At 48.8% G+C, this 23,116-nt stretch carries 21 protein-coding genes and 3 pseudogenes; 13 read left to right on the top strand and 11 right to left on the bottom strand.

Going from position 1 to position 23,116, the window contains the following annotated elements; genetic code table 11:
- Positions 1 to 58 precede the first annotated feature (58 nt).
- Both KQP84_RS00435 and KQP84_RS00430 read right to left on the bottom strand, forming a co-directional pair.
- Positions 59 to 1,456, bottom strand: a complete 1,398-nt coding sequence (locus KQP84_RS00435; RefSeq protein ID WP_215844772.1) for a YfcC family protein — start codon at positions 1,454 to 1,456, stop codon at positions 59 to 61.
- The gene (locus KQP84_RS00430; protein ID WP_215844771.1) at positions 1,444 to 2,601 is read right to left on the bottom strand and encodes a M20 family metallopeptidase; all 1,158 of its coding nucleotides are present in this window, start codon (positions 2,599 to 2,601) and stop codon (positions 1,444 to 1,446) included. Before KQP84_RS00430 ends, KQP84_RS00435 begins: the two co-directional genes overlap by 13 nt.
- A gap of 114 nt (positions 2,602 to 2,715) precedes the next feature.
- Here KQP84_RS00430 and KQP84_RS00425 point away from each other — a divergent pair, with 114 nt between their 5' ends.
- Positions 2,716 to 3,633: a LysR family transcriptional regulator gene (locus KQP84_RS00425; RefSeq protein WP_215844770.1), complete on the top strand. Its 918-nt coding sequence runs from the start codon at positions 2,716 to 2,718 to the stop codon at positions 3,631 to 3,633.
- A gap of 75 nt (positions 3,634 to 3,708) precedes the next feature.
- Here KQP84_RS00425 and KQP84_RS00420 read toward each other — a convergent pair whose 3' ends face one another.
- The 3 genes and pseudogenes from KQP84_RS00420 to KQP84_RS00410 all read right to left on the bottom strand — a co-directional run bounded on the left by KQP84_RS00420 (position 3,709) and on the right by KQP84_RS00410 (position 5,713).
- On the bottom strand, positions 3,709 to 4,464 hold the full coding sequence (locus KQP84_RS00420; RefSeq protein WP_215844769.1) for an alpha/beta hydrolase: 756 nt from the start codon (positions 4,462 to 4,464) through the stop codon (positions 3,709 to 3,711).
- 191 nt (positions 4,465 to 4,655) lie between these two features.
- Positions 4,656 to 5,335, bottom strand: a pseudogene (locus KQP84_RS00415) (type 1 glutamine amidotransferase domain-containing protein).
- Positions 5,336 to 5,494: 159 nt separating this feature from the next.
- Positions 5,495 to 5,713, bottom strand: a complete 219-nt coding sequence (locus tag KQP84_RS00410) for a TetR/AcrR family transcriptional regulator (protein WP_309140097.1) — start codon at positions 5,711 to 5,713, stop codon at positions 5,495 to 5,497.
- Between the two features lie 268 nt (positions 5,714 to 5,981).
- Between KQP84_RS00410 and KQP84_RS24820 the strand changes: the two genes are divergently transcribed.
- The 4 genes and pseudogenes from KQP84_RS24820 (at position 5,982) to KQP84_RS00395 (ending at position 8,560) form a co-directional block, all read left to right on the top strand.
- Positions 5,982 to 6,119: a hypothetical protein gene (locus KQP84_RS24820; RefSeq protein WP_252515075.1), complete on the top strand. Its 138-nt coding sequence runs from the start codon at positions 5,982 to 5,984 to the stop codon at positions 6,117 to 6,119.
- Complete coding sequence (locus KQP84_RS00405) at positions 6,095 to 6,997, top strand: ABC transporter substrate-binding protein (RefSeq protein WP_252515074.1); 903 nt, start codon at positions 6,095 to 6,097, stop codon at positions 6,995 to 6,997. The genes KQP84_RS24820 and KQP84_RS00405 overlap by 25 nt, the downstream gene beginning before the upstream one ends.
- A gap of 11 nt (positions 6,998 to 7,008) precedes the next feature.
- Positions 7,009 to 7,772 (top strand): annotated as a pseudogene (locus KQP84_RS25875) (ABC transporter permease).
- A complete protein-coding gene (locus KQP84_RS00395; protein ID WP_215844768.1) occupies positions 7,769 to 8,560 on the top strand; it encodes an ABC transporter ATP-binding protein in 792 nt (263 codons plus the stop codon). Before KQP84_RS25875 ends, KQP84_RS00395 begins: the two are co-directional and overlap by 4 nt.
- Before the next feature lie 308 nt (positions 8,561 to 8,868).
- Here the strand turns inward: KQP84_RS00395 and KQP84_RS00390 are convergent, their stop codons facing one another.
- A complete protein-coding gene (locus KQP84_RS00390) occupies positions 8,869 to 9,813 on the bottom strand; it encodes a LacI family DNA-binding transcriptional regulator (protein WP_215844767.1) in 945 nt (314 codons plus the stop codon).
- A 291-nt stretch (positions 9,814 to 10,104) separates the two neighbouring features.
- On the opposite strand from KQP84_RS00390, the gene KQP84_RS00385 reads away from it, so the two are divergent.
- From KQP84_RS00385 to KQP84_RS00360, 6 genes and pseudogenes are all read left to right on the top strand, one after another.
- The gene (locus tag KQP84_RS00385) at positions 10,105 to 10,419 is read left to right on the top strand and encodes a PTS sugar transporter subunit IIB (RefSeq protein ID WP_215844766.1); all 315 of its coding nucleotides are present in this window, start codon (positions 10,105 to 10,107) and stop codon (positions 10,417 to 10,419) included.
- A 12-nt stretch (positions 10,420 to 10,431) separates the two neighbouring features.
- Positions 10,432 to 11,760: a PTS sugar transporter subunit IIC gene (locus tag KQP84_RS00380; RefSeq protein ID WP_215844765.1), complete on the top strand. Its 1,329-nt coding sequence runs from the start codon at positions 10,432 to 10,434 to the stop codon at positions 11,758 to 11,760.
- A 20-nt stretch (positions 11,761 to 11,780) separates the two neighbouring features.
- Positions 11,781 to 13,171: pseudogene (gene gmuD / locus KQP84_RS00375) on the top strand (6-phospho-beta-glucosidase GmuD).
- 5 nt (positions 13,172 to 13,176) lie between these two features.
- Positions 13,177 to 13,479 (top strand): PTS lactose/cellobiose transporter subunit IIA, encoded by a 303-nt coding sequence (locus tag KQP84_RS00370; RefSeq protein ID WP_215844764.1) that lies wholly within the window; start codon positions 13,177 to 13,179, stop codon positions 13,477 to 13,479.
- Between the two features lie 162 nt (positions 13,480 to 13,641).
- Positions 13,642 to 15,024 carry a carbohydrate porin gene (locus KQP84_RS00365; RefSeq protein ID WP_215844763.1) on the top strand — a complete coding sequence of 461 codons (1,383 nt, stop codon included), beginning with the start codon at positions 13,642 to 13,644 and terminating at the stop codon, positions 15,022 to 15,024.
- A 356-nt stretch (positions 15,025 to 15,380) separates the two neighbouring features.
- Positions 15,381 to 15,758, top strand: a complete 378-nt coding sequence (locus tag KQP84_RS00360) for a RidA family protein (RefSeq protein ID WP_215844762.1) — start codon at positions 15,381 to 15,383, stop codon at positions 15,756 to 15,758.
- A gap of 178 nt (positions 15,759 to 15,936) precedes the next feature.
- On the opposite strand, the gene KQP84_RS00355 is transcribed toward KQP84_RS00360, so the two are convergent.
- The gene (locus KQP84_RS00355) at positions 15,937 to 16,539 is read right to left on the bottom strand and encodes a LysE family translocator (RefSeq protein WP_215844761.1); all 603 of its coding nucleotides are present in this window, start codon (positions 16,537 to 16,539) and stop codon (positions 15,937 to 15,939) included.
- A gap of 491 nt (positions 16,540 to 17,030) precedes the next feature.
- Here KQP84_RS00355 and KQP84_RS24800 point away from each other — a divergent pair, with 491 nt between their 5' ends.
- Together KQP84_RS24800 and KQP84_RS24795 are read left to right on the top strand one after the other, a co-directional pair.
- Positions 17,031 to 17,810 carry a hypothetical protein gene (locus tag KQP84_RS24800; RefSeq protein WP_252515072.1) on the top strand — a complete coding sequence of 260 codons (780 nt, stop codon included), beginning with the start codon at positions 17,031 to 17,033 and terminating at the stop codon, positions 17,808 to 17,810.
- Positions 17,756 to 18,295 carry a hypothetical protein gene (locus tag KQP84_RS24795; protein ID WP_252515071.1) on the top strand — a complete coding sequence of 180 codons (540 nt, stop codon included), beginning with the start codon at positions 17,756 to 17,758 and terminating at the stop codon, positions 18,293 to 18,295. Before KQP84_RS24800 ends, KQP84_RS24795 begins: the two co-directional genes overlap by 55 nt.
- A gap of 684 nt (positions 18,296 to 18,979) precedes the next feature.
- On the opposite strand, the gene KQP84_RS00345 is transcribed toward KQP84_RS24795, so the two are convergent.
- The 4 genes from KQP84_RS00345 to KQP84_RS24785 all read right to left on the bottom strand — a co-directional run bounded on the left by KQP84_RS00345 (position 18,980) and on the right by KQP84_RS24785 (position 22,660).
- A complete protein-coding gene (locus tag KQP84_RS00345; RefSeq protein ID WP_215844977.1) occupies positions 18,980 to 19,417 on the bottom strand; it encodes a hypothetical protein in 438 nt (145 codons plus the stop codon).
- Positions 19,418 to 19,561: 144 nt separating this feature from the next.
- On the bottom strand, positions 19,562 to 21,052 hold the full coding sequence (locus tag KQP84_RS00340) for a hypothetical protein (RefSeq protein WP_215844760.1): 1,491 nt from the start codon (positions 21,050 to 21,052) through the stop codon (positions 19,562 to 19,564).
- A gap of 707 nt (positions 21,053 to 21,759) precedes the next feature.
- A complete protein-coding gene (locus KQP84_RS24790) occupies positions 21,760 to 22,116 on the bottom strand; it encodes a pyridoxal-phosphate dependent enzyme (protein WP_309140113.1) in 357 nt (118 codons plus the stop codon).
- A 91-nt stretch (positions 22,117 to 22,207) separates the two neighbouring features.
- A complete protein-coding gene (locus KQP84_RS24785; RefSeq protein ID WP_252515070.1) occupies positions 22,208 to 22,660 on the bottom strand; it encodes a pyridoxal-phosphate dependent enzyme in 453 nt (150 codons plus the stop codon).
- Between the last annotated feature and the right edge of the window lie 456 nt (positions 22,661 to 23,116).

Raw genomic sequence — 23,116 nt, 5'->3', positions numbered from 1 at the left:
GAAATTAAGCCCGCAGGCTAATGCCTGGCGGGCCTGTTTGCTGATTACCTTAACGCTATCAGAACGGCCCCCACTTAATCGCTACGCCAATCAGCAGCATCACGACGCAGATGACGAACCACACAGCGATCACTGGCGCGACAAAGCGCAGCCATTTACCAAAGGGAACATTGGCAGTCGCCAGCACGGCCATTAATACCCCGGAGGTGGGACTCATGCAGTTCACAATGCCTTCGCCCAGTAACACCGTTTGCACCATGACCTGACGCGTCAGTCCAAGGTTATCACCCAGTGGAGAGAAAATCGGTATCAAAAGCGCCGATTCACCGGAACCGGATGAGATACCGAAGTGCATGACAGCGGCGCTGACAAACATACCCACCGCTGCGATAGAGGGCGGGATCGGTGCCAGTAAATCTGACAAGAAGCCAACAATTGGGTCAAGCACGTTGCCCTGCTGCAACACCAGCGAGATTGAGGAAGCCATACCGACAATAAATGCCCCTTTCACTAGCTTTGAACAGCCGCTCAAAAAGGTGTTAGCAATTTCAGAGCCGGACATGTGCCCAATCAGCCCAACAACAATCGAGAGCAGAATAAACATGGCAGACATCTCATCAGTTCCCCAATGAAACTGGATGGTGCCCGCGATAAACAGGATCAACGCCAGCGCGGTCGTTCCGAGAATCAGTTTATGACGTCCTGTAACCGCTTCAACAGGTTCATTGGTTGCCGTCAGATCGGGACGCAAATGGCCTTGCTTACGTGCTCGACGCACTGACCAAATCAGATAAACCACTGCCGTGATGATAAACATCAGGAAAGTCAGGCTGCGCAGCAACATGCCTGAAAACAGCGGAAGCTGAGCCAGGTGCTGCGTTAACCCGGTGGTGCCCGGATTCAAAATCGCCACGTTGAAGCCCGCCGCGCAGGTCAGATAAACCAGTGATGCGCCTAAAATTGGGGGTAAGCCCATGGATCGGGCGACAAGCAGGCCGATGGGTACAAAGGCGACCACGGCATTGACCACCACGCCAGTGGTGCCCAACAGAGCAAAGATGACGGCAAAGATCAGTACGATGCGCGTATCGCTTAACCGCGTGCTGCGCGACAGTGAGTTGAGCGCGGTGGCAATGGATCCCGTCGCTTCCACAACAGCAAGCACACCGCCGGTGAACAGGATTAGAAAGATGATCGAAGAGGACTTGACCATACCTTTGGCAATCGCCATAAAGATTTCAAGCGGATAAACACCGGTTTGCGGTACCGCATGCAGGCTGTCTCTGACCGCAAATTTAATGCCATCACGCGTAACAAAATCGAATTTTCCCGCGGGGATCAACCAGGTTGCCACTGCCGCGATGACAAGGATGATAAACAGCAGAAGATAAGGGCTTTGCCCGCTGGAGGGCACTGGCGCCTGCGCGGTTTCCTTATGAACGTTTACTTGTGACATGGCGTTTCTCCCTCAGGAAGCGCGTCACCGAGGATCATACCCGCCACCAGCGCTGCACGACTCGCAACGTTAGCAATCAGAATATGTTCATGACGCGCATGAATACCTGCGCCGGTTGCGCCTAATCCATCCAGCGTCGGTAAACCCATCGCCGCAGTGAAATTACCGTCGCTGCCGCCGCCAACCGCCTTGCCCTCAACGCTAAAACCAAGTGCTTGCGCCACGCGCTGTGCACGCTCCAGCATTTTCAGCGACGCGGGCGTCTGTTGCATAGGCGGGCGCGACTGCTCTCCGCTGACCTGTAACGTAATACCTGGGGTAAAAGGCGTGATCTGCATGATTGCCTGATGGATACGTTGTGCTTCTTCTGCATGGGTGACGCGCGTGTCGATGCCCAGCACCGCTTTATCCGCCACGACATTGATACGGTTGCCACCGCTGGCAATACCCACATTTACCGTGGTGCCGCGTTCCGGGGCGTTGAGTCCATGCAAGAATAGAATTTGCTGCGCCATCTCCTGAACAGCACTGATCCCCTCTTCCGGGTTGTTACCTGCGTGCGCCGCTAAGCCATTTATCGTGACGTCGTAACGTCCGGTGCCCTTACGCGCAATTTTCAGCGCGCAGCTGCCCGCTACCGCCGGTTCCACCACCAGCACCTGTGCTGAACCCTGCGCATGGCGTGCAATCCAGTCGCTGGAACTTACGCTGCCGATCTCCTCGTCACTGTTACAGAGGAAAACAATGCGCTGATCTTTAATAAGATCCCGTTGCGCTAATGCACGTACTGCCCAGATCGCCTGAATCAGGCCCGATTTCATATCCAGGATGCCAGGGCCGTAAAGTTTGCCATCCTCTTCACGCAACGGCAGCTCACCGATATCCCACACGGTATCGAAATGGCCAAGAACGGTGGTTTGTGGCCCTTCGCTGCCCAACGTGAATTTGAGGTGATTACCCAGCTGATCCTGATGCTCAACGTCTGCGGTTATCCCCAGACGTTGCTGAAAAATGCTCTGCAGCACTTCACCACAACTGTCCACTGCGGTTTTATCCAGGGAAGGCGACTCGGCCAAAACCAGTTTTTTAATATCTCCCAGAATCTCGTCGGCGTGTCGCTGCAAATACTCTTTTATATTTTTCATTTTTTACCCATCTGTCTTAAACGTCACTGGCAGTATGCGCAGAAATGAACACGTTAAAAAATGAGGAGTGAATGCTAATATTGTTGCCCTGAGAGCAACAGATAAGCTAAAAATATGACCTTATCGACATATCCAGAAAAATCCATAAGCTATTTATATGAAGTGGGTGTGCATGGCGGGATACGTCGGGCAGCGGATGCGTTGGGCATTAATCCGTCGGTGGTCAGCCGCCAACTTTCATTACTTGAGCGCAACTTGCAGCTGCCGCTGCTTGAAAGGCGCGGACGTAACGTAGTGTTGACCGAAGCTGGCAAATTGCTGGCAGAGGATTTTGCAAAAACGAACCAGCGTCGAAAGCAGCTTGAACGTCAGTTGCAGGATTTACGGCACATGCGCGGCGGTTCGATCACCGTGCGTATTGGGCAAGGCATGGTGGACGATGTCGTTAACCATGTGTTGAAAGCGTTCTCTGCCGCCTATCCTGGCGTGTTCGTGAATATGCTTTCCGGTGATATGCAGAGCACAGTGATGCTGATCGCCAAAGGTGAAGTGGATATGGCTGTGGGTTTTGGTCCAACCGGCCCGCCGGGCTTGAAGTGCCTGAGCATAAATCGTGGCCCCATCTGCGCCATTGTGCAGCGGGAACATCCGATTGCCCGCTTGTCGCAGGTGAGTGTTACCGAACTCGCTCAACATCGCTTAATCGCTATGAATGAGAGCTTTGGCCTGCAACGCTACATCAACGCCATCTTCAAAAGTGAAAGCGTCATTTTCACGCCCTCCTACAGTTGTAATCTCTTTTCCAGCGCGATTGCTTTGAGCAAGGCGGGATTAGGCATTGCGTTTATGACTGCGCAAGCTGTGCAAACGCCGTTACTGCAAGGTGAGCTGATTGCAATCCCCATTGATCATCGCATTGCACGTGAAAGCCAGTGTCATCTGCTGCGCAGCGCGGATCATCGTCTGACGCCCGCGGCGCAATATTTTTGGCAGCTTTTGTGTAATTTCTTTAACGAGGCAGCAGGCTCATAACTGCCCTATCGAAATAAGCCAGCACGCAAAATAGAGCGCGGCTGGCATAGCAGATTACAGCCTGTGAAGTTGCATTTATTGCGTCAAACTTTGCGCTGCACGCTCAATCACTGCCGCAACTTTATCCGGCTGTGAGGCAAAAATAGCATGGCTGCCTTTGATTTCTACGGTATCGCTGTGGGCACGCTTAGCCATGTATCGCTCCAGTTCAGGATTAATAGTACGGTCTTGTGTAGCCACAATCGCCCAGCTCGGTTTAGTTTGCCAGGCTGGCTTGCCAGCAGGTGTCCCGAAGGCCGCTGCCGCAGGCATCACCTGAGATCGTGCCATCATATCCGTCTCTTTTTTGGGTAAGTCAGCGGCAAAATCAGCCTGGAATCTTTCTGGCTTAAGGTAGAGATAGTGATCGGGCGTTTCAACAATGGATTTATTCGCTGAAGGGATTTTGCTGGCAAGACTCAATAAGCTCTCTCCCGCGTCTGGCTGGAAAGCGGCGATATAAACCAACCCGGCAACCGAGGGATCATTGCCCGCATCGCTAATAATCATACCGCCATAACTGTGCCCAACCAGCAGCGATCTCCCTTTCTGTTGAGCCAAAATGCGTCGTGTCGCGGCCACATCATCAGCCAAAGACGTTTGCGGCTCTTGTACAATCGAAACCTTATAGCCTGCTTTATCAAGCGCACTTGCGACAGGTCCCCAACCTGAGCCGTCAGCAAAGGCACCGTGCACCAAAACAATGTTTTTTACCGGTTCAGCCATTGCACTTTGTGCTGATACAGACATAGCCAGGCTCAGCGCCAGTGCGCTTAATGTTTTCTTCATCATGGTTTTATTTTCTCATCAGAGTATAAATATGGCCGCGACTGACAGGCCGGTTTCCGATGCTGACATCGGCATCATCGCTTATGAATCAGAATGCTTGTTGGATTAAACGGCTAACCCACTTTTTAGTCTCTACGTCCGGGCTTCGAGGTACTGACAGGCCCACCGGCCTGCCACCCCCAAAGTGATGCGAATTAATGCATAAACTGTTTGATAAGCAGTTCTGCAGTCGCTTGTGAGGAGGTTGGATTCTGTCCAGTAATCAGCAGACCATCGCGGACAACATAAGAACTCCAGTCTTCACCCTTGGAATAAATGCCGCCTTTAGCAATAAGCTCATCTTCAACCAGGAACGGCACCACATTTGTCAGGCCTACCGCTTCTTCCTCGGTATTGGTAAATCCAGTGACTTTTTTACCTTCTACCAGCGGCTTGCCGGCTGGCGTTTTCACATGGCGAAGTACGCCTGGCGCATGACATACGAACGCAACAGGTTTGTTTGCCGCCACGAATGACTCAATCAGCGCGACAGAGTCTTTATCTTCAGCAAGATCCCATAATGGGCCGTGGCCGCCAGGATAAAAAACGGTGTCGAAATCAGATTGCGAAACGCTGTCTAAACGAACGGTTGACGCGAGTTGGGCCATCGCTTCTGCGTCTGCTTCAAAGCGATGCGTTTGCTCAGTCTGGAAATCGGGTTCATTGCTTTTTGGATCTAATGGCGGATTACCCCTTTTGGAGAAGCCAGAGTGATTTCAGCACCGGCACTTTTGAATGCGTAGTAAGGAGCGGCCAGTTCTTCCAGCCAGAAACCGGTTTTACGGCCAGTGTTGCCGAGTACGTCGTGCGAGGTCAGTACGATTAATACTTTCATGGTGTATCTCCTGATGGATTTTTGGGATTAATTTAATTTTTAAGGTCACCCTTAAAGTAGACCGGTCGTCTTGGTAATTCTTTCAAAAAAACGCCGATAAGGCGTTTTCTTACGTTGCGTCTGCTCAGGCAGTCTGATTAAGCAGGCGCTGTGTTACCGTCATAGCCGATAATCAGCAAAGTAGTCGTCCAGCAGCGCTTCACCAAAAGCGTCTTTAGAACTGAAGTCGTTATAAAAAGAACTTTTGGGCACAGATGCAACTGTCAGGATCTCATTCAGTCCAACCGCGGAAAACCCTTTTGCGGCCATGATGCGGTGTCCTGCATCAAGAATGCCCTGCCGCGTACCGCTATTATTCAGTGACAGTGTTTTGTTCATGGACTAACCTTAGCCTCAATTAGACCAGTCGTCTACTAATCTTTTCATTTATTTTTTAACGGTCTCTCTTGGTGGCCTCAAATCGGCAAAACCTCTCTTGGCTATGTCCGTCAATGGTGCGTGTTATGCACCAATAACGCGCTTTAAACCCCGAAAAAATTTCCTGTCACGGCTTCCGCGTAATGTCCAAGCTGGCATAACTCCTGCATCAGCTTTCCAGGCTTGTATACAAGATCGCATAACGATCGATGACTTAGGAGAATGAATCTTGCGCAGGAATGATAAAGAGAATATCGATGCTAAGCGTCGCCAGATGATGAAATATTCAATGCTGGCTTTGGGGGTGTTGCGCTCAGCGGCATGTTGGGAAGCCAATCTGCAATGGCGGCAGATGATGAAATATTAATCGGGTACTGGCCTATTGTCGGCGGCTTGCCTTTATACACCGGTATTGAAAAAGGCTTTTTCAAGCAGGCTGGATTAAATGTCCGCGCTGTAAAATTTGCCAGTCCGCAGCAGGTCGTTGAAGCCATGATTACAGGACGCATCCATGGCTGCGCGAATGGAACCGCAACGGGAGCACTCGGCTTAGGCGCCATCACCAGCCCGGATCTGTTCAAAATTATCTGCTCAAATCCCTCCAATGAAAAAATGGTGTTAGATGAGTTTCTGGTTCCCATCAATAGCACGGCTAAATCGATTGCCGATTTAAAGGGTAAACGCATAGCCAGTGGCCCCGGCATCCAAAATGTCACGATGGCGAAGATCATTCTGGAGAAAAATGGGTTTACCGATACCAAAATTATTGAGCTTCCCGTAGGTCAACATGCCCCTTCGTTAGCGGCGGGTCAGATCGACGGAGTCTATACGCTCGAACCCACCGGCACGGTTGCCCGCATGAAGGGAATCGGCAAGGTTCTTGAAACCGGCGTCATTTCTAAATATGTGTTGGGGGATGCCAGCGCACCGTGGTTTGGCGGCGCAGCGGCTTTGACCAGCAGCTTTATCAATGCCGATAAAGCGCGGGCAAAACAGGTTATTGACGCTTATGGCGAGGCGGTAACGTTTATTCAGCAACATCCTGAGGAAGCTCGCCACTTTGTCGCAGGTTATACCGGCATTGAAGCCGCACTTGTGAAGGAAGTTCCGCTGCCCGGCTTTGTCATGTATGACCAACTTACCGGCGAAAACTTACAGTGGTTTCAGAAATTTTATGACGTCTTTACCGAGCGAAAAATTTTCAGCAAGCCGCTGCAAGTGGAATCGTTGATTTATCGGGCTTAAGGAGAGGTAAGATGATTCAGACCTGGCGTCATAAGTTACTCCCGCTGGTTGGTCCGCTACTGTTATTCCTGTTGTGGCAGACGGCGGTCAGCGCTAAATGGCTCAACCCGGTTTTACTGCCTTCACCCGGTGATACGCTGCGCTATCTTTTTAGCGCACTGGCCGACGGCAGTATGAATCAAGATATAGGCGATACGTTATACCGCACGCTGATGGCGTTTGTGGTGGCTGCTGTTATTGGCGTACCGTTAGGCGTGATGCTCGGTAGCAGCGAACGCCTCTATCGCAGCGTTGAGTTTCTGGTGGATTTTTTCGATCCACGCCCTCTTCGGCCTTAATCCCCTTGTTTATGCTGATTTTTGGTATTACCGATACCAATAAAATTGCTATCGCAGCCTTTGCTGCGGTGCTGGTCATCCTGTTTAACAGCGCGTATGGCGTGATGAATGCTAAGAAGACGCGCATCATGGCGGCGCAGGTCATGGGTGTTTCACGCTGGCATGTGTTCAAAGACATTATGCTGATGGAAAGTCTGCCGCAGACTTTTGTCGGCTTGCGCACCGGCGTCTCAATGGCATTAGTGATTGTCATCGTTGCTGAGATGTTTATCGGCTCCGAAACGGGTCTCGGCCATCGCATCATTGATGCTCAGCAGTTATTCAACATTTTGGATATGTACGCTTCGATCCTGATCACGGGTGCGTTTGGTTATCTGCTGAATCTGGCTTTCCTGCTTATTGAGAAGCGTTGCGTACACTGGAGTGGCAAAGCATGAAAAATCCTCTTTATCCTCAGCCAAATACCCATGTCACGATTCGTGGACTGGACAAAAACTTCGCCGGACAACCTCTGTACCACGATCTCAACCTCGATTTTCCTAAAGGAAAGATTGTGTCAATTTTTGGCCCAAACGGCTGTGGAAAATCGACGCTGATGAACATGATTGCCGGATTGATACCGGTAGATCGCGGACAGATTCTGTTCGACGGGAAAACACTGGCGGAAACAGCCATCGGTTACGTTTTTCAAAACTATCGTGATGCGCTATTTCCCTGGCTAACAGCCTGGAACAACATCGCTTATCCGTTGAAACGCAGTGGCATGAAAGCGGATGCGGTGAAAAAGCGGGTGGCAGAACTGTCAGAAATGTTTGATATCCGCTTCGATCTACAGCGCTATCCTTATGAGCTGTCGGGCGGACAGCAACAAACGGTCTGCATCATGCGTGCACTGGCGACCAAACCTGAAGTGATGTTTTTAGATGAGCCTTTCTCAGCGCTGGATTTTGAAATGACCCTGTTTATCCGCGACAAACTGCAGCAGGTACAACTGGCTACTGGCGTTACCATGCTGATTGTCTCGCATGATTTGGAAGATGCGGTCTTTCTGGCAGATGAAATATTGCTATTAACCCGACGGCCCACGCGCGTAGCAGAGATCGTTCCGTTTGCATTGCCGCGTCCCCGCACAGCAGAGATGATGAGCCATCCCGAATTTATTCGGGTAAAAGCACATACGCTGGCGGTATTTAAACGCGAAATGGCGGCTGTCTCAGCGGATTGAAGCTGGGAAAGAAAACAGGGTTGAAATCCAGCACCGCCATAATGTTATAGACCGTGAAGTCATACCACTCGAGCGCAGTTCCTATTGAACGGGTCGCCGTAAGGGACCCGTTTAGCTAAATGAACAAGCCTTTCAGGTGTTCAAGCATGAACGTATTACGCTGCGCTACAAACCGGGCGAGTATCGTAATACTGCTGAGGTAATGGAAGCATTCGTGCACTGGAAGCGGGTGACGCCGAGGGTGCAGAAGAAGCGTCACGGATTCATATTTTGTCATTCAAACAAGCATTGCTTGTCAGTTGATTTTCTTAACGCTTACGCATATCCGGGAGGATTAAATCTCCCCGCAGTACAGCGGATCCCAACATATCGTGCGTTTTGGTCGTCAGCCAGTTAACGATGCGTGATGCCATCGCATCCATTGAATATTCAATGGCGGGAATACCCGGCAGATTTACCGAGCCGGCCAAACTGAACACCATGATATCGGCAGGCACGGATTTATTGAACGCCTGCAACTGTGAAATCACGTTCTGCGCTTCTTGTTCGTTGGCCACCAGCAGCGCGTTGAAATTCAGGGTACTGGCATTGTTCAGCAGCATTTGAATGGCTACGGAGGAAGAGACCGGATCCATAATGACCAGATTGCGATTAAACGGCAGGAAATTCTTTTCCAGCGCCAGCTTGTAGCCCAATAATACCTGCTCGGCAGAGCCACCCGCTTCAGGATGGATCAGTGCAATTTGGCGCTTACCTTGGTTGATCAGATAATTACAGGCCGTTTCCGCCGCAAAAGCGTGATCAAACTGAATGCTGTTTGGCCCTTCTGACTCAACACAGTCCACCAGAACCACGTTTTCATCATCAATATTCAGCGGAAAGCGTGCGCCTATAATCAGCACGTCATCGCACAGCCCGCAGCTGAGTTCATCCAATGCATTCATGATTTCTGTTTTGCTATTGGCGAAGCGCAACAAGAGATGCTTTTGATGCTGGCTTAACTGCTTTTCCAGCGCGTAAAGATAGGCGGTTGTCTGGTTGATATTTTCCTGCGCGCAAATAACGCCGATGCAGTGAGTGGTCTGACTGAACAGGGATTGTGCAATCACGTTAGGTCGATATTTCAATTCATCGGCAGCTTTCAACACGGCAAGACGACTGGCTTCTTTCACGCCGCGTGAACCACTCAACACCCGTGAAACTGTGGCTTTTGACACCCCAGCCAAACGCGATACATCGTTGATAGTAGACATCTTTCTCCCCTGAAACCTGCGTATACCTTAAAATATGAATGCAAACGTTAGCGCATTTATTCACCGCAGAAAGTATAGCCATTTCCATTTATCATGGAAACCGATTTTCCATTTGGACACTTCCTCTATCCAATACAGCAGAAAATTTGTGACGCAAATCGTATAAAGAAACCCCTTAAACCGCAGATATTGATAAGTATCACAGTTCTTATCTCATTCGATGGAAACCGGTTTCCATATGATATCCAATCATCGCCACACTAACGCGTAAACGTTGAGGATGGGATGGTGATGTACAAAATAATGTTGTGTTGCTCGGCAGGTATGTCCACCAGCATGCTGGTGCGAAAAATGGCAGAAGTGGCTGAAGAAAGAGGCTTAGCAGTTGAAATTAATGCATTTGGCATCGCGGAATTTGATGAACAGTTCCCGCGTTATCAGGTTGTGCTACTCGGCCCGCAAGTGAAATACATGCTGAAAACCCTGTCAGAAAAAGCGGCCACCCAAGGCATTCCCGTTCAGCCTATCGATATGATGGACTACGGTATGCAACGCGGTGACAAGGTCCTTAATTATGCTCTGTCGCTCATTGAAGCGGCTAACTAAATAGGTGCGCTTATGAGTTCGTTATATCAATCTATGATTGCGGTCATTGAGCAATCAATCACACCGTTAGCGGGTCGTCTTGGGCAACAGAAGTATGTCATTGCGATCCGCGATGGCTTTACTGCTGCGCTGCCGTTTATGATTATCGGCTCCTTCATGCTGGTTTTTATCTTCCCACCTTTCTCCGAAACCACCACCAACGGCTTTGCCCGTGCCTGGCTCGATTTTTCCACCACCTACCGTGAACAGTTGATGCTGCCGTTTAATTTAAGCATGGGCGTGATGACGTTTTTTATCTCGGTGGGGATCGGCGCGAGTCTGGGTCGACAATTTTCGCTCGATCCGGTGATGTCGGGCTTACTGGCATTTATGGCATTCTTGCTGGTGGCCGCGCCCTATTCTGACGGCACGATCTCCACACAATATCTCTCCGGGCAAGGGATTTTTACCGCGCTGATCACCTCCATTTACTCGACACGCATCTACGCCTGGCTCAAGCAAAACAACATCACCATTCGTTTACCTAAAGAGGTGCCGACCGGTGTTGCCCGTTCGTTTGAGATCCTGATCCCTGTCGTGGTGATTATTGGTACGCTGCATCCGCTTAACTTATTCATTGAAGCAAAAACCGGCATGATTATTCCGCAAGCCATCATGCACCTGCTGGAGCCGCTGGTTTCTGCCTCAGATTCCCTGCCCGCTATTCTGCTCTCTGTGCTGCTGTGTCAGATATTCTGGTTCGCCGGTATTCACGGTGCGTTGATCGTCACTGGCATCATGAATCCCTTCTGGATGGCTAACTTATCCGCTAACCAGGCGGCTTTGGCCGCGGGAAGCGTACTGCCGCACATCTATCTGCAAGGCTTTTGGGATCACTTTCTGCTAATTGGCGGTGTGGGATCCACTCTGCCACTGGCTTTCCTGTTACTGCGCAGCCGCGCCACCCATCTCCGAACTATCGGCAAAATGGGCATCGTGCCAAGCTTCTTCAACATCAATGAACCGATCCTGTTCGGCGCGCCGATCATCATGAATCCGATGCTGTTTATCCCGTTCGTCTGTGTCCCGATGATCAACGCCGTGCTGGCCTACACCGCGACCAAGCTGGGCTGGCTGGCGCAAGTCGTTTCGCTCACGCCATGGACAACGCCAGCACCGATAGGCGCTTCGTGGGCGGCAAACTGGGCGATCAGTCCGGTAGTGATGTGCCTGATTTGCATGGTGATGTCAGCCCTGATGTACCTGCCTTTCCTGCGTGCTTACGAACGTTCACTGATGAAAACCGAAGAGCAGAAAGCGCAAAACAGTGGCCCGATTGCTGAAACCGTCGGCACGAATTGATGAGTCTGGAGAAGAACGTTATGAAATACGCATTTCCTGAAAATTTTTGGTGGGGCAGCGCCAGCTCTGCGTTACAGACTGAAGGCGACAGCCTGGCGGGTGGCAAAAGTGCCACCATCTGGGATGCCTGGTATGAACAGCAACCCTGGCGCTTTCATCAAAACATCGGTCCGGCAGAGACCTCAACTTTTCATCAAAACTGGCAGCAAGATATCGCCTTGTTGCAGCAGCTTAATCACAACAGCTTTCGTACCTCGCTGAGCTGGTCTCGCTTAATCCCGGACGGCAGCGGTGAAGTGAACCCAGAAGCGGTCACATTTTACAATAACGTTATTGATGCGTTGCTGGCACAAGGCATAAAACCTTTCATTACCCTTTTTCACTTTGATATGCCGATGGTGATGCAGGAAAAAGGGGGATGGGAAAACCGAGAAGTTGTCGATGCATTCAGCCGTTATGCACAAATCTGTTTTGACCTTTTTGGTGATCGGGTGATGCATTGGTTCACCTTTAATGAGCCCATTGTCCCGGTTGAAGGGGTTATCTTTACGACTTCCACTATCCCAATGTGGTCGACTTTAAACGTGCGGCAACGGTGGCCTATCACACGGTATTGGCCCATGCGTTGGCCGTGCGGGCCTATCGAGCTGGGCATTACAACGGCGAAATTGGCATCGTTCTGAACCTGACACCCTCTTATCCCCGTTCTCAGCATCCGGCCGATATCACCGCGGCCCATCATGCTGATCTGTTATTCAACCGCAGCTTTCTCGATCCGGTCTTGCGCGGTGAATATCCTGCCGACCTGGTTGCGCTGCTCCGTCAGTACGATCAACTTCCTGTCACGCTTCCGGGCGATCATGCGTTAATTGCAGAAGGTAAAATTGACCTGCTGGGCGTGAATTACTACCAACCCCGTCGGGTAAAATGCCGTGACAGTGCGGTAAATCCCGCCGCCCCGTTTATGCCTGAATGGTTTTTTGAAAATTACGAAATGCCGGGCCGGAAAATGAACCCCTATCGTGGCTGGGAAATTTACGAACCTGGCATATATGACATTCTGACTAATTTACGGATTAACTACGGTAATCCCCGCTGTTTTATTTCTGAAAATGGTATGGGCGTTGAAAATGAGCAGCGGTTTGTGCAAGAAGGAATAATAAACGACAAATACCGTATTGAATTTATTGCCGAGCATCTTAAATGGTTGCACAAAGGAATAAGCGAAGGCGCCAACTGTCTTGGTTATCACATGTGGACTTTTATTGATAACTGGTCATGGTGCAACGGTTATAAAAATCGCTACGGCTTTGTGCAGCTCGATTTAAGTACTCAGCAGCGCACGGTGAAAAAGAGCGGTGAATGGTTTGCCGCGACGTCAGCTAATAATGGCTTCAATGAGCAGGAGTAAAGAGAATGGTTGATTTAGAAGAGGCGGTGATGGAAATCATCGTGAACTCAGGACAGTCACGCAGTTTGTGCTTCGAGGCCTTGCAGGCTGCGCGTCAGGGCAGTATTGATGAAGCGCACAAGCTGCTTAAAGAGTCGGATACTTTCGCGCGTCAGGCACACAAAATGCAAACCAAATTAATCGAGCAGGATGCCGGCGAAGCGAAGCAGCCGATGACGTTAATTATGGTGCATGCTCAGGATCACTTAATGACGTCGATGTTAGCGCGTGAACTTTCTGCTGAGATTATTCATCTTTATCAGCGTTAAATTATTATTAACGAGTTGGAGTAATAAACAGAATTCAATCTTAAATAAGACCTACCTCTGTAAATAAAAAATAAAACCGCTCTCCTGGGCGACGGCACACTATTGTGCCGCGTTCAGCGAGAACGTTATTGTCTGAAAATAACTGACTATATTGAGACAACAATGAAAACAAATAAAAAGCTTCCAGCCTCGCTGCTGGTTATGGCTTCGCTTTGCTCTGGATCTGTGTTTGCACAAGAATTTACTCAGGAACAAATTGACGCCATCGTGGCAAAAGCGGTCGATAAAGCGCTTACGGAACGGCAGGCAAAAATTGATGCGGCCGTGAACAAACAAGCTGACGTTATCAATGAGCCACAAAGCACAGCACAATCCCCCGATATGGCGATCCCTTTTGGGGTGAAATTTACCGGCTACGCCCGTTACGGCGCGCACTTCCAGAGTGGCGATCAGAAATACGTGGGTGTAGATGGCTCTTACAATGGTGCTTCTGCTATTGGTCGTTTGGGCAATGAAGGTAACGGCGGTGAATTTCAACTTTCCAAAGCGTTTAAAGGCGATAACGGCGCGATTTGGGACGTTAACGTCATGATCGATCACTGGGGCGATGAGGTGAACCTTAAAAAAGCCTATGCCGGTGTGACCAATATTCTCACCTCCAATCCTAATGCTTATCTTTGGGCGGGCCGCGACTTTCATCAACGACCACAGCAAGGTATCAACGACTATTTTTGGATGAATCATGATGGCCAAGGTGCTGGCGTCAAAGACTTTGATATTGGTGGCGTGAAGTTTGACGTCGCCGCTGTCGCTGCCGTTGAATCTTGTAGCCCGGAAGTGATGGATGATGAAGCGAATCCCTCACGCATTACGTGTACCGGCGGCTCGGGAACGGGCGACAAAGGTAATTATGCGTTGACCTCAAAAATTCACGGTATGAAGGTTGGCCCGCTGGATTTGGAGATTTACGCAAACTACGGATTTGACTCAAAAGCCGTTGAGAGCAATGAGCGCAGTAAAGCCTGGCAAGGCGCTTTTGTATTGAGCCACACCGGCGATAAAGGCGTTAACAAAGTGATCGCCCGCTACTCTGACAACTCTGATAACAGCGTTTACAGCAAAACCGATGAATTAAAAACGATTTATGCCAGCTTCGAAGGTAATTATAAGTTCACTCAACAGGCACAAGTTGAATATCTCCTCGCCTTCCATGATTACGACAATGATGCTGATAACACCGATAATCGCAAAAACTACGGTGCCATTGTTCGTCCGATGTACTGGTGGAATGATGTTCACTCCACCTGGCTGGAAGCGGGTTATCAGCGCGTTGATTACGATATGGGTGGTGATAACCATGGCTGGAAGCTGACGCTATCGCAAAACATTTCGATTGCGATGGGACCAGAATTCCGCCCAATGTTGCGGTTCTACGTCACCGGCGGTGAAGTGGATAACAAACGCACGGCGCGCGTGAATGGCAGCGATGACGATACGCAACTCGACTCGTTGAACGTCGGCGCGATGTGGGAAGCCTGGTTCTAATCAAGGTATAGGAGACGGGCAGCATCTGAGATGTCGCTGCCTGCACTTTCTGGAGAGTATTCCAACCCGATACCGGAGAAACCAAGAGCTGCTTGGTCCAGCGTTCTCTTTTCGCAAACGGCGCTCTGCCCTTATAACGTGAAAGCGCTATGCCGGAAACCGCGCTTTTTCCGCTCGATAACCGGCGTCAGGCGATCGAATACTACGCCGCTCCAGACAGCAATAAACCTGTGATTTGACTGTCAGCTATGTGCCAAAGGCGGACATTGCATACTTTACGATACGCCAATCAACGTTGAGCATTCACAGTGGAATGGTAAGGTTGTGGCTTGTTCCTTTTCAAAAAGGCCATCGGCATGAGCAATCTGGTAAGAAAGAATTACCGTGCGTTAGGTGAAGTAAAGGCTCCTTACGTCCATTCAGTAAAGCATGGCAACACGCTCTATGTTTCCGGCCTGACCGCGTTTGGCACAGCGGCCCAACATAAAGGCATTGCTGAGCAGGCTGAAGAAATATTCAGCCAAATCAGGAATATTGTCAGTGTAGAAGAGATAGAGTTTTCAGCACTAATCAAAGTGACTATATTCATCACCTCTTTTGAGGACATCAACAGGCTACGCAAAGTGCTGTACCGAAATTACGGTGATCACTTGCCAGCCAGCTCGCTCGTAGAAGTCAGTCGCCTCTTCTCACCTGACCTCTCGATAGAAATTGAGGCTATATTCGGCCTTTGATTCATTGCTTATAGCCGAATAGTGATAGTTGCTCAGCTTTAACACCGTTCTATCAAACCCTCTCTAAGACATAACTTCCGCTTTTCGCTCACAGCAGACTCTGACTAGCGCCAAAAGCGGACCTAAACCCTATCGTTCAGAGCAGAATAAGAAGAAGAGGGAAGCTGATTGTTAGAAATTAGTGAGTAAGGCTGCGTATTGAAAAAATAATGAGTAGCGCTCCTCCAGCTATGTTCACATATTTTTTAAGCATCAGTGGGTTGGTTTTTTGGGCTGAGAATACCAAGATACGGCTTATGGTAATAAGCCAGAGGCTCATAATCACCACATGGACGGAAGCTAATATCAAGTAGTTGCTTACGCCTCCTTGGTTTCCAGCAAACTGAGAAACAACGGTGAGATAAAAAATAATGGTTTTAGGGTTGAGGACATTAGCCAGCCACGCTCCTTTTAATGTAATTGGAGGCACGCTGTTTTTGGGTTGATTGCGCTTTGCATTCAGTCCACTTCGGATAAGCATAACGCCCAGCCAAAGAAGATAAATTGTTCCTGCAATTTTCAGGAAACCATAAACTGCTGGCGATGAAATAATAATTGCAGTTATGCCGAGTCCGATGAAAAGCGCATGGGTATAAATTCCCAATGCTGTTCCGGCGAGGGTTCTGAAAAGGCCGTTGCGTCCATCTGCTAGCGCGCTGCTCATAACAAGCGTGAAACTTGCCCCAGGAGACAAAGCAACAGGTAATAATGCTGGCATAAAGCCAAGAAGATTGATGTCCATATGCTTTAAATAGTAAGCGACCAGCCCCTACGTTGCGAATCTATTAAGCATAATCCGTCTTACACAACAGGCTCGTAAATCGCTTCAGTTTCTAATCCTCGTCGTAATCCAAATCACCCTACCTGACTTACTAATGACATTGGGATATTTCAGCGTTCATTCTGGGCGAAAATGCCTGCTTTTAGCTCATAACAGACTCTGACTGACACCTGACCGCTTTGTGCCACAAGCGGACGTTGCTATCCTCACGCTACGTTTATCTCTATGGTGCATATCAAATCAGGTTAACAATTCATTCCTTGATGCCGATAACTTTATTTCTTAATCAATATATGAAGGAACATATATGTATTGCGTACGCTCTTTAATGCGCCCACTTTTTTCTGTCTCTCTTGCCGTTTTCTTGCATTCAGGCTGCTGATAAGCCCGCATTGCCAGGGGGTGGCGCTAACCCCTTTTCTGTAACCAGAATCGACGATCGTGTGAATTACATGGTGTCGTTAAACTTCAATAACGGAAAAACAGCTCAGCAATGGCGTTCCGTTGATTGTAAACAAGGCAAGGCACAGCTTCTGTACAAGGATTTACTGAATGAAGAAGGATTGACCAAAGCTCGCTTTTACGGCAACAGTTACCTCCGCTATTCACCTGCTCAGGATGATAAGCAAATGACGGCAGAGGATATTCGCACGGTTTGCCAGCTACCGATAAAAGACGCACGATGGGAAAGATTATCAGCTACGGATAGAGTCGGCATTACCGATCTTGTCGATGTTAATAGCATCCAGCGCATTAGCGACATTTTATCGGTACGTATGGGATATGACTTTGCGGATGTCATATGGGAACCGCCTTACGATGCGCCGCTTGGATTAAAGATTGAGCATTATTTGTATAACTGTAAAACACATCAGGGAGACGCTGTCGCATTGATGAACTTTGACAGTGAAGGCCGCGTTACGGACTCACTCATCACTGCTGATATTGTTCGCCGTAAAAATGACTTCAGAATTAACACGCTTAAGGCACAACGCTTCGAGCAGCTCTGCCAGTTACCCGTAGGAAAAACGTTCACAGCCGAAGGACACTTTGTACCCGCCGCTAACAAGCCAGCATCAACGTTGATGGGGCCATCAATGCCCGATCTGAGTAATAATAATCCACAGTGGCTGAATAAATTCCCCTTTCTGCGGCAATTGAGCGCCAGGCGCAGTTATTGCTCAAACCCTGGGCGCTTCCGCGCTTTAAACAGGTTCGTTATACGGAAGTAAGCGCGCTCGGTAAGGTCAAAGTACAATTGGATGCACAATCGGATGGTTATATACGCAAGCTGGAAGATTATGGTATCTGGACGGTGCAACGTTTAACGCTGGCTAATCAACTACAACTGAAGTTCACTATGTCCATCAGCAGTGGTTCCTCATTGCTCAACAAGTTACAGACGGATCTGCGTTTCCCGTTAGTGATGGGTCAACGATATCAGGCACAATGGGACAATATTGATTCCGATAAGAAAGTCACTGCTTCAGCATTACGCTGTGACGTAACGGGAAAGGGAGACGCACATAGCATTGCCTCTGAGTTTAGTGGGGAATATCTATTAGTTGAGTGCCATGAAACTCAAGAAGGGCAACCAGGGAGCAGTGACAAACTAGCGTGGCTGCAAGATCTGAACGTCTTCGTCCCGGTCGCTCAACAAGTGGGGGATAAGCCTGAAAGTTCGGTGAAACTGGAAAATGTTAGTGTGATACGTTAATAAGCAAGCAGGCTCACCGCTTTAGCCGCTGAGCCTTTTATGACCTCACCCCGTTGATTAACATATGGCAATGTTCGTAATGCACCCTTGACGGTGAGCACAGTTGCGAACTTCCGCTTTTAGCACATAGCAGACCTCTAACCCTTTTTGCTGGTAGCCCTGTGCCACAAGCGGTCATTGCGAGCCCAGTAACGGGTATATATATAATAGATGCCTCATATCATTCAGATTAATATTAAAGATCGGGTGTGATTAATGCTCCACTGAAGCGATCATCATTCACTTGCAATATTTGCTGTTGAGTTAATTAAATGATTTGATCTGGGAGCGATATTCATCAGCCAAGAAACTATCATTTGATGCATAAGTAATGGGGTGACGTTTAAAAATCAGTTCACATGGCTCTACTGAAATAAATTGAACACCTATTTTCCGGTTTCATCTCATGCATATTTATTATATCCCAAAATTAGCCCACCTAAATTTCTTATCATGCAACCCTGATGATTTTCTTCACCATAATATATAACTGAGCAATTCTATTTCTGCTTTTTTAATGATTTCGCATATGTTAGCGGTCAACGGTGATGCCATTAAATGCAACGTCATATATTGGAGAGTCAATATAATTTATCACATTTACTTCTTCCCTATTGTGCCTGATACATTAAGAGCAACTTCCTGTTACTTCGCGTAAGTCAGGAAGACACCTTCTTTAGTGACAGCAACTTTACCTGTTGCGTAAGCGATAACAATATATAACCCTTGCTGATAGCTGATGTTGCCGCTTTCGCGCTCAATTTCAGCCGCTGGTTTACCATCAACCGTCACGATCCCCAACTTATCCCGCTTAACTTCGATGTTGTTTCCGTTATCACTAAAATGCTTAATAAATGGCTTAACTTTATGGGCTGCTTGAGCAACCTGCTTTGCATTTTCTAATGCCTGTTTCTCAGCAGCGGCACTGATTGTCGCCTGCCGATTTTGTTCAGCAACATAACAAGCGTCCCGGCTTACGCCTTGCGCCTGACAATCGGCCATACGTGAAGCCTGAGAGGTGCAACCCGCCATTACACTCATAACCACCAAAGCTGATACAGCAGTTATACAATCTTTTTTCATATTGTTTTTCACTCTTAAAACCTTTGCTGGTTAATAGAAATAAAATAGATCAGCACGTTTTCGACATGGCTATAAATAGTGCATGACAACGATAATTAGTGTGAGTAAGCATTATCTGACCACGAGTCCACTTCTATCCCAGTCTCAAAAATTACCCGCGGCACTGTGTCCGCTGCGCTGGCCGCCCTGTCCACGGCCACCCATCGCTGAGCCGTGGGCATTGCTGTTACCGTTGTTGCGGGTTGACGCTGCATTTTGATGTGGGCCTTTGTGATGGCCGCCGTTATTGTGCGAACCTTCCGTCAAAAAAACTTTTGCAATGACAGGTGTAGGAATATTGGTCACAACGGCTGGCACAATACTCACTGGGGTTGGCTGACCAACCACGGGTGTTTTCAGGGCATTTTGCGCTGCCAGCGCGGCGGCTTTAGCTTCAGCCTGCGCTTTTGCTGCCGCTGCAGATTTGGCCGCGACTTCCGCTTCCAGTGCCTGAATTTGCTCGTGCGCTATCTGGATATTGTCACTGACTGCGACATATTTGGCGGCAGTCAGGTCACGCATAGCTTGTTGTGCCTGGCCTTCAGAAATACCGGCATATTTAGCCGATGTTAATGCGGCTTGAGCCTGCTGAGCCTCGCGCTGGGCTTTGTCTGCTGCCTGTGACTTCTGTGCAGCCAGGTGAGCTGTCTGTGCTGCTGCAGCTTCGTGTTGCGCAATAGCGGCAGTACGGGCGGCATTCGGTGCGGTGTTTTCTGCTTCGACACGATCGCGATTTGACTGTGCAAGTGCTGCGCCTTTGATCTCTGCTTCACGCTGCATCTCTGCGTTGACCTCCGCCAGGCCGCCCGCGAGCACCTGCTGGCGGGTGCGCTGCTGGTTGTCTCTTTTCAGCGCCTCCCCTTTCATCGCCGCTTCATGCTCACTGCTTTCTCGGTCAGCCTGCTGAATTTGCCCTACCAGTTTTGAAGCAGCTAAGTTGTTGAATCGCAGATTATGAGTGATCTGCTCTTTTGCCTGGGCACTTAATCGGCGGCTTACTGCGTCGCGCTGATCAAGCTGTGCGACAGCATTTTGTTTATTCTCGCTGATTGTATTTTGCTGCGCGGTAGAAGCATCCATTTTCATTTGTGAAGCGCTGACTGCGGGGCGCGTACTCTGTACGTCACCAGACCAACTGTCATAGCCCTGCCGATAGTTATTCTGAGTCCAGCCTTGATTACTGACCGTAACCTGCGCAATAGCATTGGGATTTAAGGCATGAGGATTTGATGAATTATCGATATCTGCCTTATTGATAGGTGTGCTTGCGTCGGATGTGATAACTGCTGTTGTTTTGGTGTTGGATGCCTGGAGACTACCATTGTTTTCAGGTACGCCCTCAAGCAACTGATCCATAACATTACGCACCTGTGGATCCTTGATTGATAGCTTGGCCTGTTCAAGTGAGTCAGGGCTCATCTTATTCAGGGCCGCACGGGCAGCATCTCTAGAGCTATGACTATTCACCACGTTATTCAGGGCGCTTCGTAACGATTCAATATCCTGATAATTAACGTTACTGTAATTAATTGCCAGAGTGCTAAAAGATGAGAATGTAGCGATGAAAAGAGCGAGCGTTTTGATTGTCGTGTTCATTTTTGTTTCCTGAGTCTGTGCCGGAGAGCGGTGATTTCTGATGATATTTTTTAGGTATAATTAACTCACTTAAAAACATTCTTTTAAGGCTAAAGCGCTAGCTTTATGTAATGCCACCCCATAGCAGGAATGAAAGCGATTACACCAATTGAAAATACGGAGTTAACCGCTTAAGGCGCGAAATTTACGCCTAAAGGCGTGCAATAAAATTGATCTAAATCAGCATCTATCACCCTTTAAATGAATGCGATTACAATCAAATTTCAACAGCTTGTTTCGCAAGGAAAATTATTGAGCAAAAAGTGCTATTTTAGCGAGATGATTTAAAGCAGAGCATCGCAAACCCCTGCCCCGTTCTTTATTAAAAATGAGTTAAATCAATTGATAAACTCAACCAAGCCATAGAAATGATTATGTTAATCAGCGGCTTGGTTGTGTTTCGGTTTTAACAGGGGATAGGGATACTGCTAACAGGAAATAGGCTGCTGTGAAGTCTAAGGCGTGAATAGGTGCCATCCTGCAGGCAATGATAAAAGTTCAGGATGCACCTACGAAGGAGTTTAATTTTTTACTTATCGCGTATCGTGGCTTGCAAATCTGCTTTGTGCCAAAAGCGGCCTCACCTCGCATCATGATATGTTAATCAATTGCGGCAGATCATCAGCCCCTTTTGGAGTGAATTTCGGTATGTTCATTCCGTTCTTCTGTCATCCCGCGATCCCTTCCAGAGTGACCGACGCCCCACCGCAAACAATAACCAGTACATTATCGGCAGGTTTAAAACGGATTTTGTTTTCGTACAAGAGTGACAGTGACACACCGCATGCTGGCTCAGTAAGCACGCGATGGTCATCAAGAAAATGCCGACAGGCATGCAGTGCTTCTGCGTCAGAAACCAGCATACTTTTGACATCCAGGCGACTGGCCACGTTAAACGCGTTTTCGCACACCTGGCTTGCGGCCAGCGTCGTGGCTATGCCGCTGACTTTATCAAGACGCACCAGCTTACCGGCATTAAGCGAGGCGTTAAGGGAGGCAGTGCCGTGGGTTTCAACGGCATAAATCGGGATGTGACCAAGCTGATTTTTTCCAGTCCCTGCGCTATGCCGGACAGCATGCTTCCGCCGCCGACGGACAGAATAACGGCATCAGGTTTTACCCCTCACTGATGACCTCATCCACAATTGTGCTGATACCTTCCCACAAAAGCGGGTTATCAAACGGATGGATATAGATGATTTCATCCGTCGCCAGTGACAGGGCATAATCGTTAGCCTCACTCCATACTTTTCCATGCACAATGAGCCTGGCCCCTTCCTGTTCAATAAGCTGTCTTGCTCTGGCTGACGTGGTTTCCGGTACAACGACAGTTACCGGTAGCCCCAGTTTGCGACCGCTGTGAGCCACCGCAATTCCGGCATTTCCGCCCGATGAACTGACAAATGCTGTAGCGCCCTTACTGGCGTAATGGCAACAGGCATGCCCCGCGCTCCGGAGTTTAAAAGAGCCGGTGGGCTGGGAAGATTCCATCTTCAGCCAGACATTGCATCCGCTGTGTTGACTTAAAGAAAGTGAGTGTATCAAAGGGGTCCGAATGCTTATTTCCATTAATTTAAATCCTTATGAATTCATCTCTCAGCATAACTGCTGTTCTGCCCGAAGCCTTTTAAGAAGGACATCATAAAATTTATTAGCAAAACGCGGTGGATACACCTCTTACTGATTGGGCTGGTTACAGATATATAGCCCTATTCCACCGATGTGTTCTCACCTGTGGCTGGAGGAGCAGGCATCAGAATCAGTTCCTCACGATAACTGGCACTCTGTTCCAAGTCACTGCTCATGGACAACGCGTCTTACCGACTAAGCCTTTCCAATGCGACCATCAAAAACTACAGGCGACTGTCCGGGAAGACTACAGGCGACCCCAATAATACCGGCTAAACTGATGTCCGATTTTCACTCATAGCCGACCTGAAAACCTTGCAGACTTGTAGCCACATATCAGAAGCGGAGATTTCGAATATCACTACGTATGGACTAATCGTAAGTAAATCAGCCCAG

The organism is Candidatus Pantoea bituminis (assembly GCF_018842675.1).
Taxonomy (GTDB): Bacteria; Pseudomonadota; Gammaproteobacteria; order Enterobacterales; family Enterobacteriaceae; genus Pantoea; species Pantoea phytostimulans.
This window is presented reverse-complemented; position numbering and strand designations above follow the sequence as displayed.

Bases quoted from the DNA above. Each gene is read 5' to 3' on its own strand.
- KQP84_RS00435 (WP_215844772.1), bottom strand. From the start codon at position 1,456: ATGTCACAAGTAAACGTTCATAAGGAAACCGCGCAGGCGCCAGTGCCC.
- KQP84_RS00430 (WP_215844771.1), bottom strand. From the start codon at position 2,601: ATGAAAAATATAAAAGAGTATTTGCAGCGACACGCCGACGAGATTCTG.
- KQP84_RS00425 (WP_215844770.1), top strand. From the start codon at position 2,716: ATGACCTTATCGACATATCCAGAAAAATCCATAAGCTATTTATATGAA.
- KQP84_RS00420 (WP_215844769.1), bottom strand. From the start codon at position 4,464: ATGATGAAGAAAACATTAAGCGCACTGGCGCTGAGCCTGGCTATGTCT.
- KQP84_RS00410 (WP_309140097.1), bottom strand. From the start codon at position 5,713: ATGAACAAAACACTGTCACTGAATAATAGCGGTACGCGGCAGGGCATT.
- KQP84_RS00405 (WP_252515074.1), top strand. From the start codon at position 6,095: ATGGCGGCAGATGATGAAATATTAATCGGGTACTGGCCTATTGTCGGC.
- KQP84_RS00395 (WP_215844768.1), top strand. From the start codon at position 7,769: ATGAAAAATCCTCTTTATCCTCAGCCAAATACCCATGTCACGATTCGT.
- KQP84_RS00390 (WP_215844767.1), bottom strand. From the start codon at position 9,813: ATGTCTACTATCAACGATGTATCGCGTTTGGCTGGGGTGTCAAAAGCC.
- KQP84_RS00385 (WP_215844766.1), top strand. From the start codon at position 10,105: ATGTACAAAATAATGTTGTGTTGCTCGGCAGGTATGTCCACCAGCATG.
- KQP84_RS00380 (WP_215844765.1), top strand. From the start codon at position 10,432: ATGAGTTCGTTATATCAATCTATGATTGCGGTCATTGAGCAATCAATC.
- KQP84_RS00370 (WP_215844764.1), top strand. From the start codon at position 13,177: ATGGTTGATTTAGAAGAGGCGGTGATGGAAATCATCGTGAACTCAGGA.
- KQP84_RS00365 (WP_215844763.1), top strand. From the start codon at position 13,642: ATGAAAACAAATAAAAAGCTTCCAGCCTCGCTGCTGGTTATGGCTTCG.
- KQP84_RS00360 (WP_215844762.1), top strand. From the start codon at position 15,381: ATGAGCAATCTGGTAAGAAAGAATTACCGTGCGTTAGGTGAAGTAAAG.
- KQP84_RS00355 (WP_215844761.1), bottom strand. From the start codon at position 16,539: ATGGACATCAATCTTCTTGGCTTTATGCCAGCATTATTACCTGTTGCT.
- KQP84_RS24800 (WP_252515072.1), top strand. From the start codon at position 17,031: ATGGTGTCGTTAAACTTCAATAACGGAAAAACAGCTCAGCAATGGCGT.
- KQP84_RS00345 (WP_215844977.1), bottom strand. From the start codon at position 19,417: ATGAAAAAAGATTGTATAACTGCTGTATCAGCTTTGGTGGTTATGAGT.
- KQP84_RS00340 (WP_215844760.1), bottom strand. From the start codon at position 21,052: ATGAACACGACAATCAAAACGCTCGCTCTTTTCATCGCTACATTCTCA.
- KQP84_RS24785 (WP_252515070.1), bottom strand. From the start codon at position 22,660: ATGGAAATAAGCATTCGGACCCCTTTGATACACTCACTTTCTTTAAGT.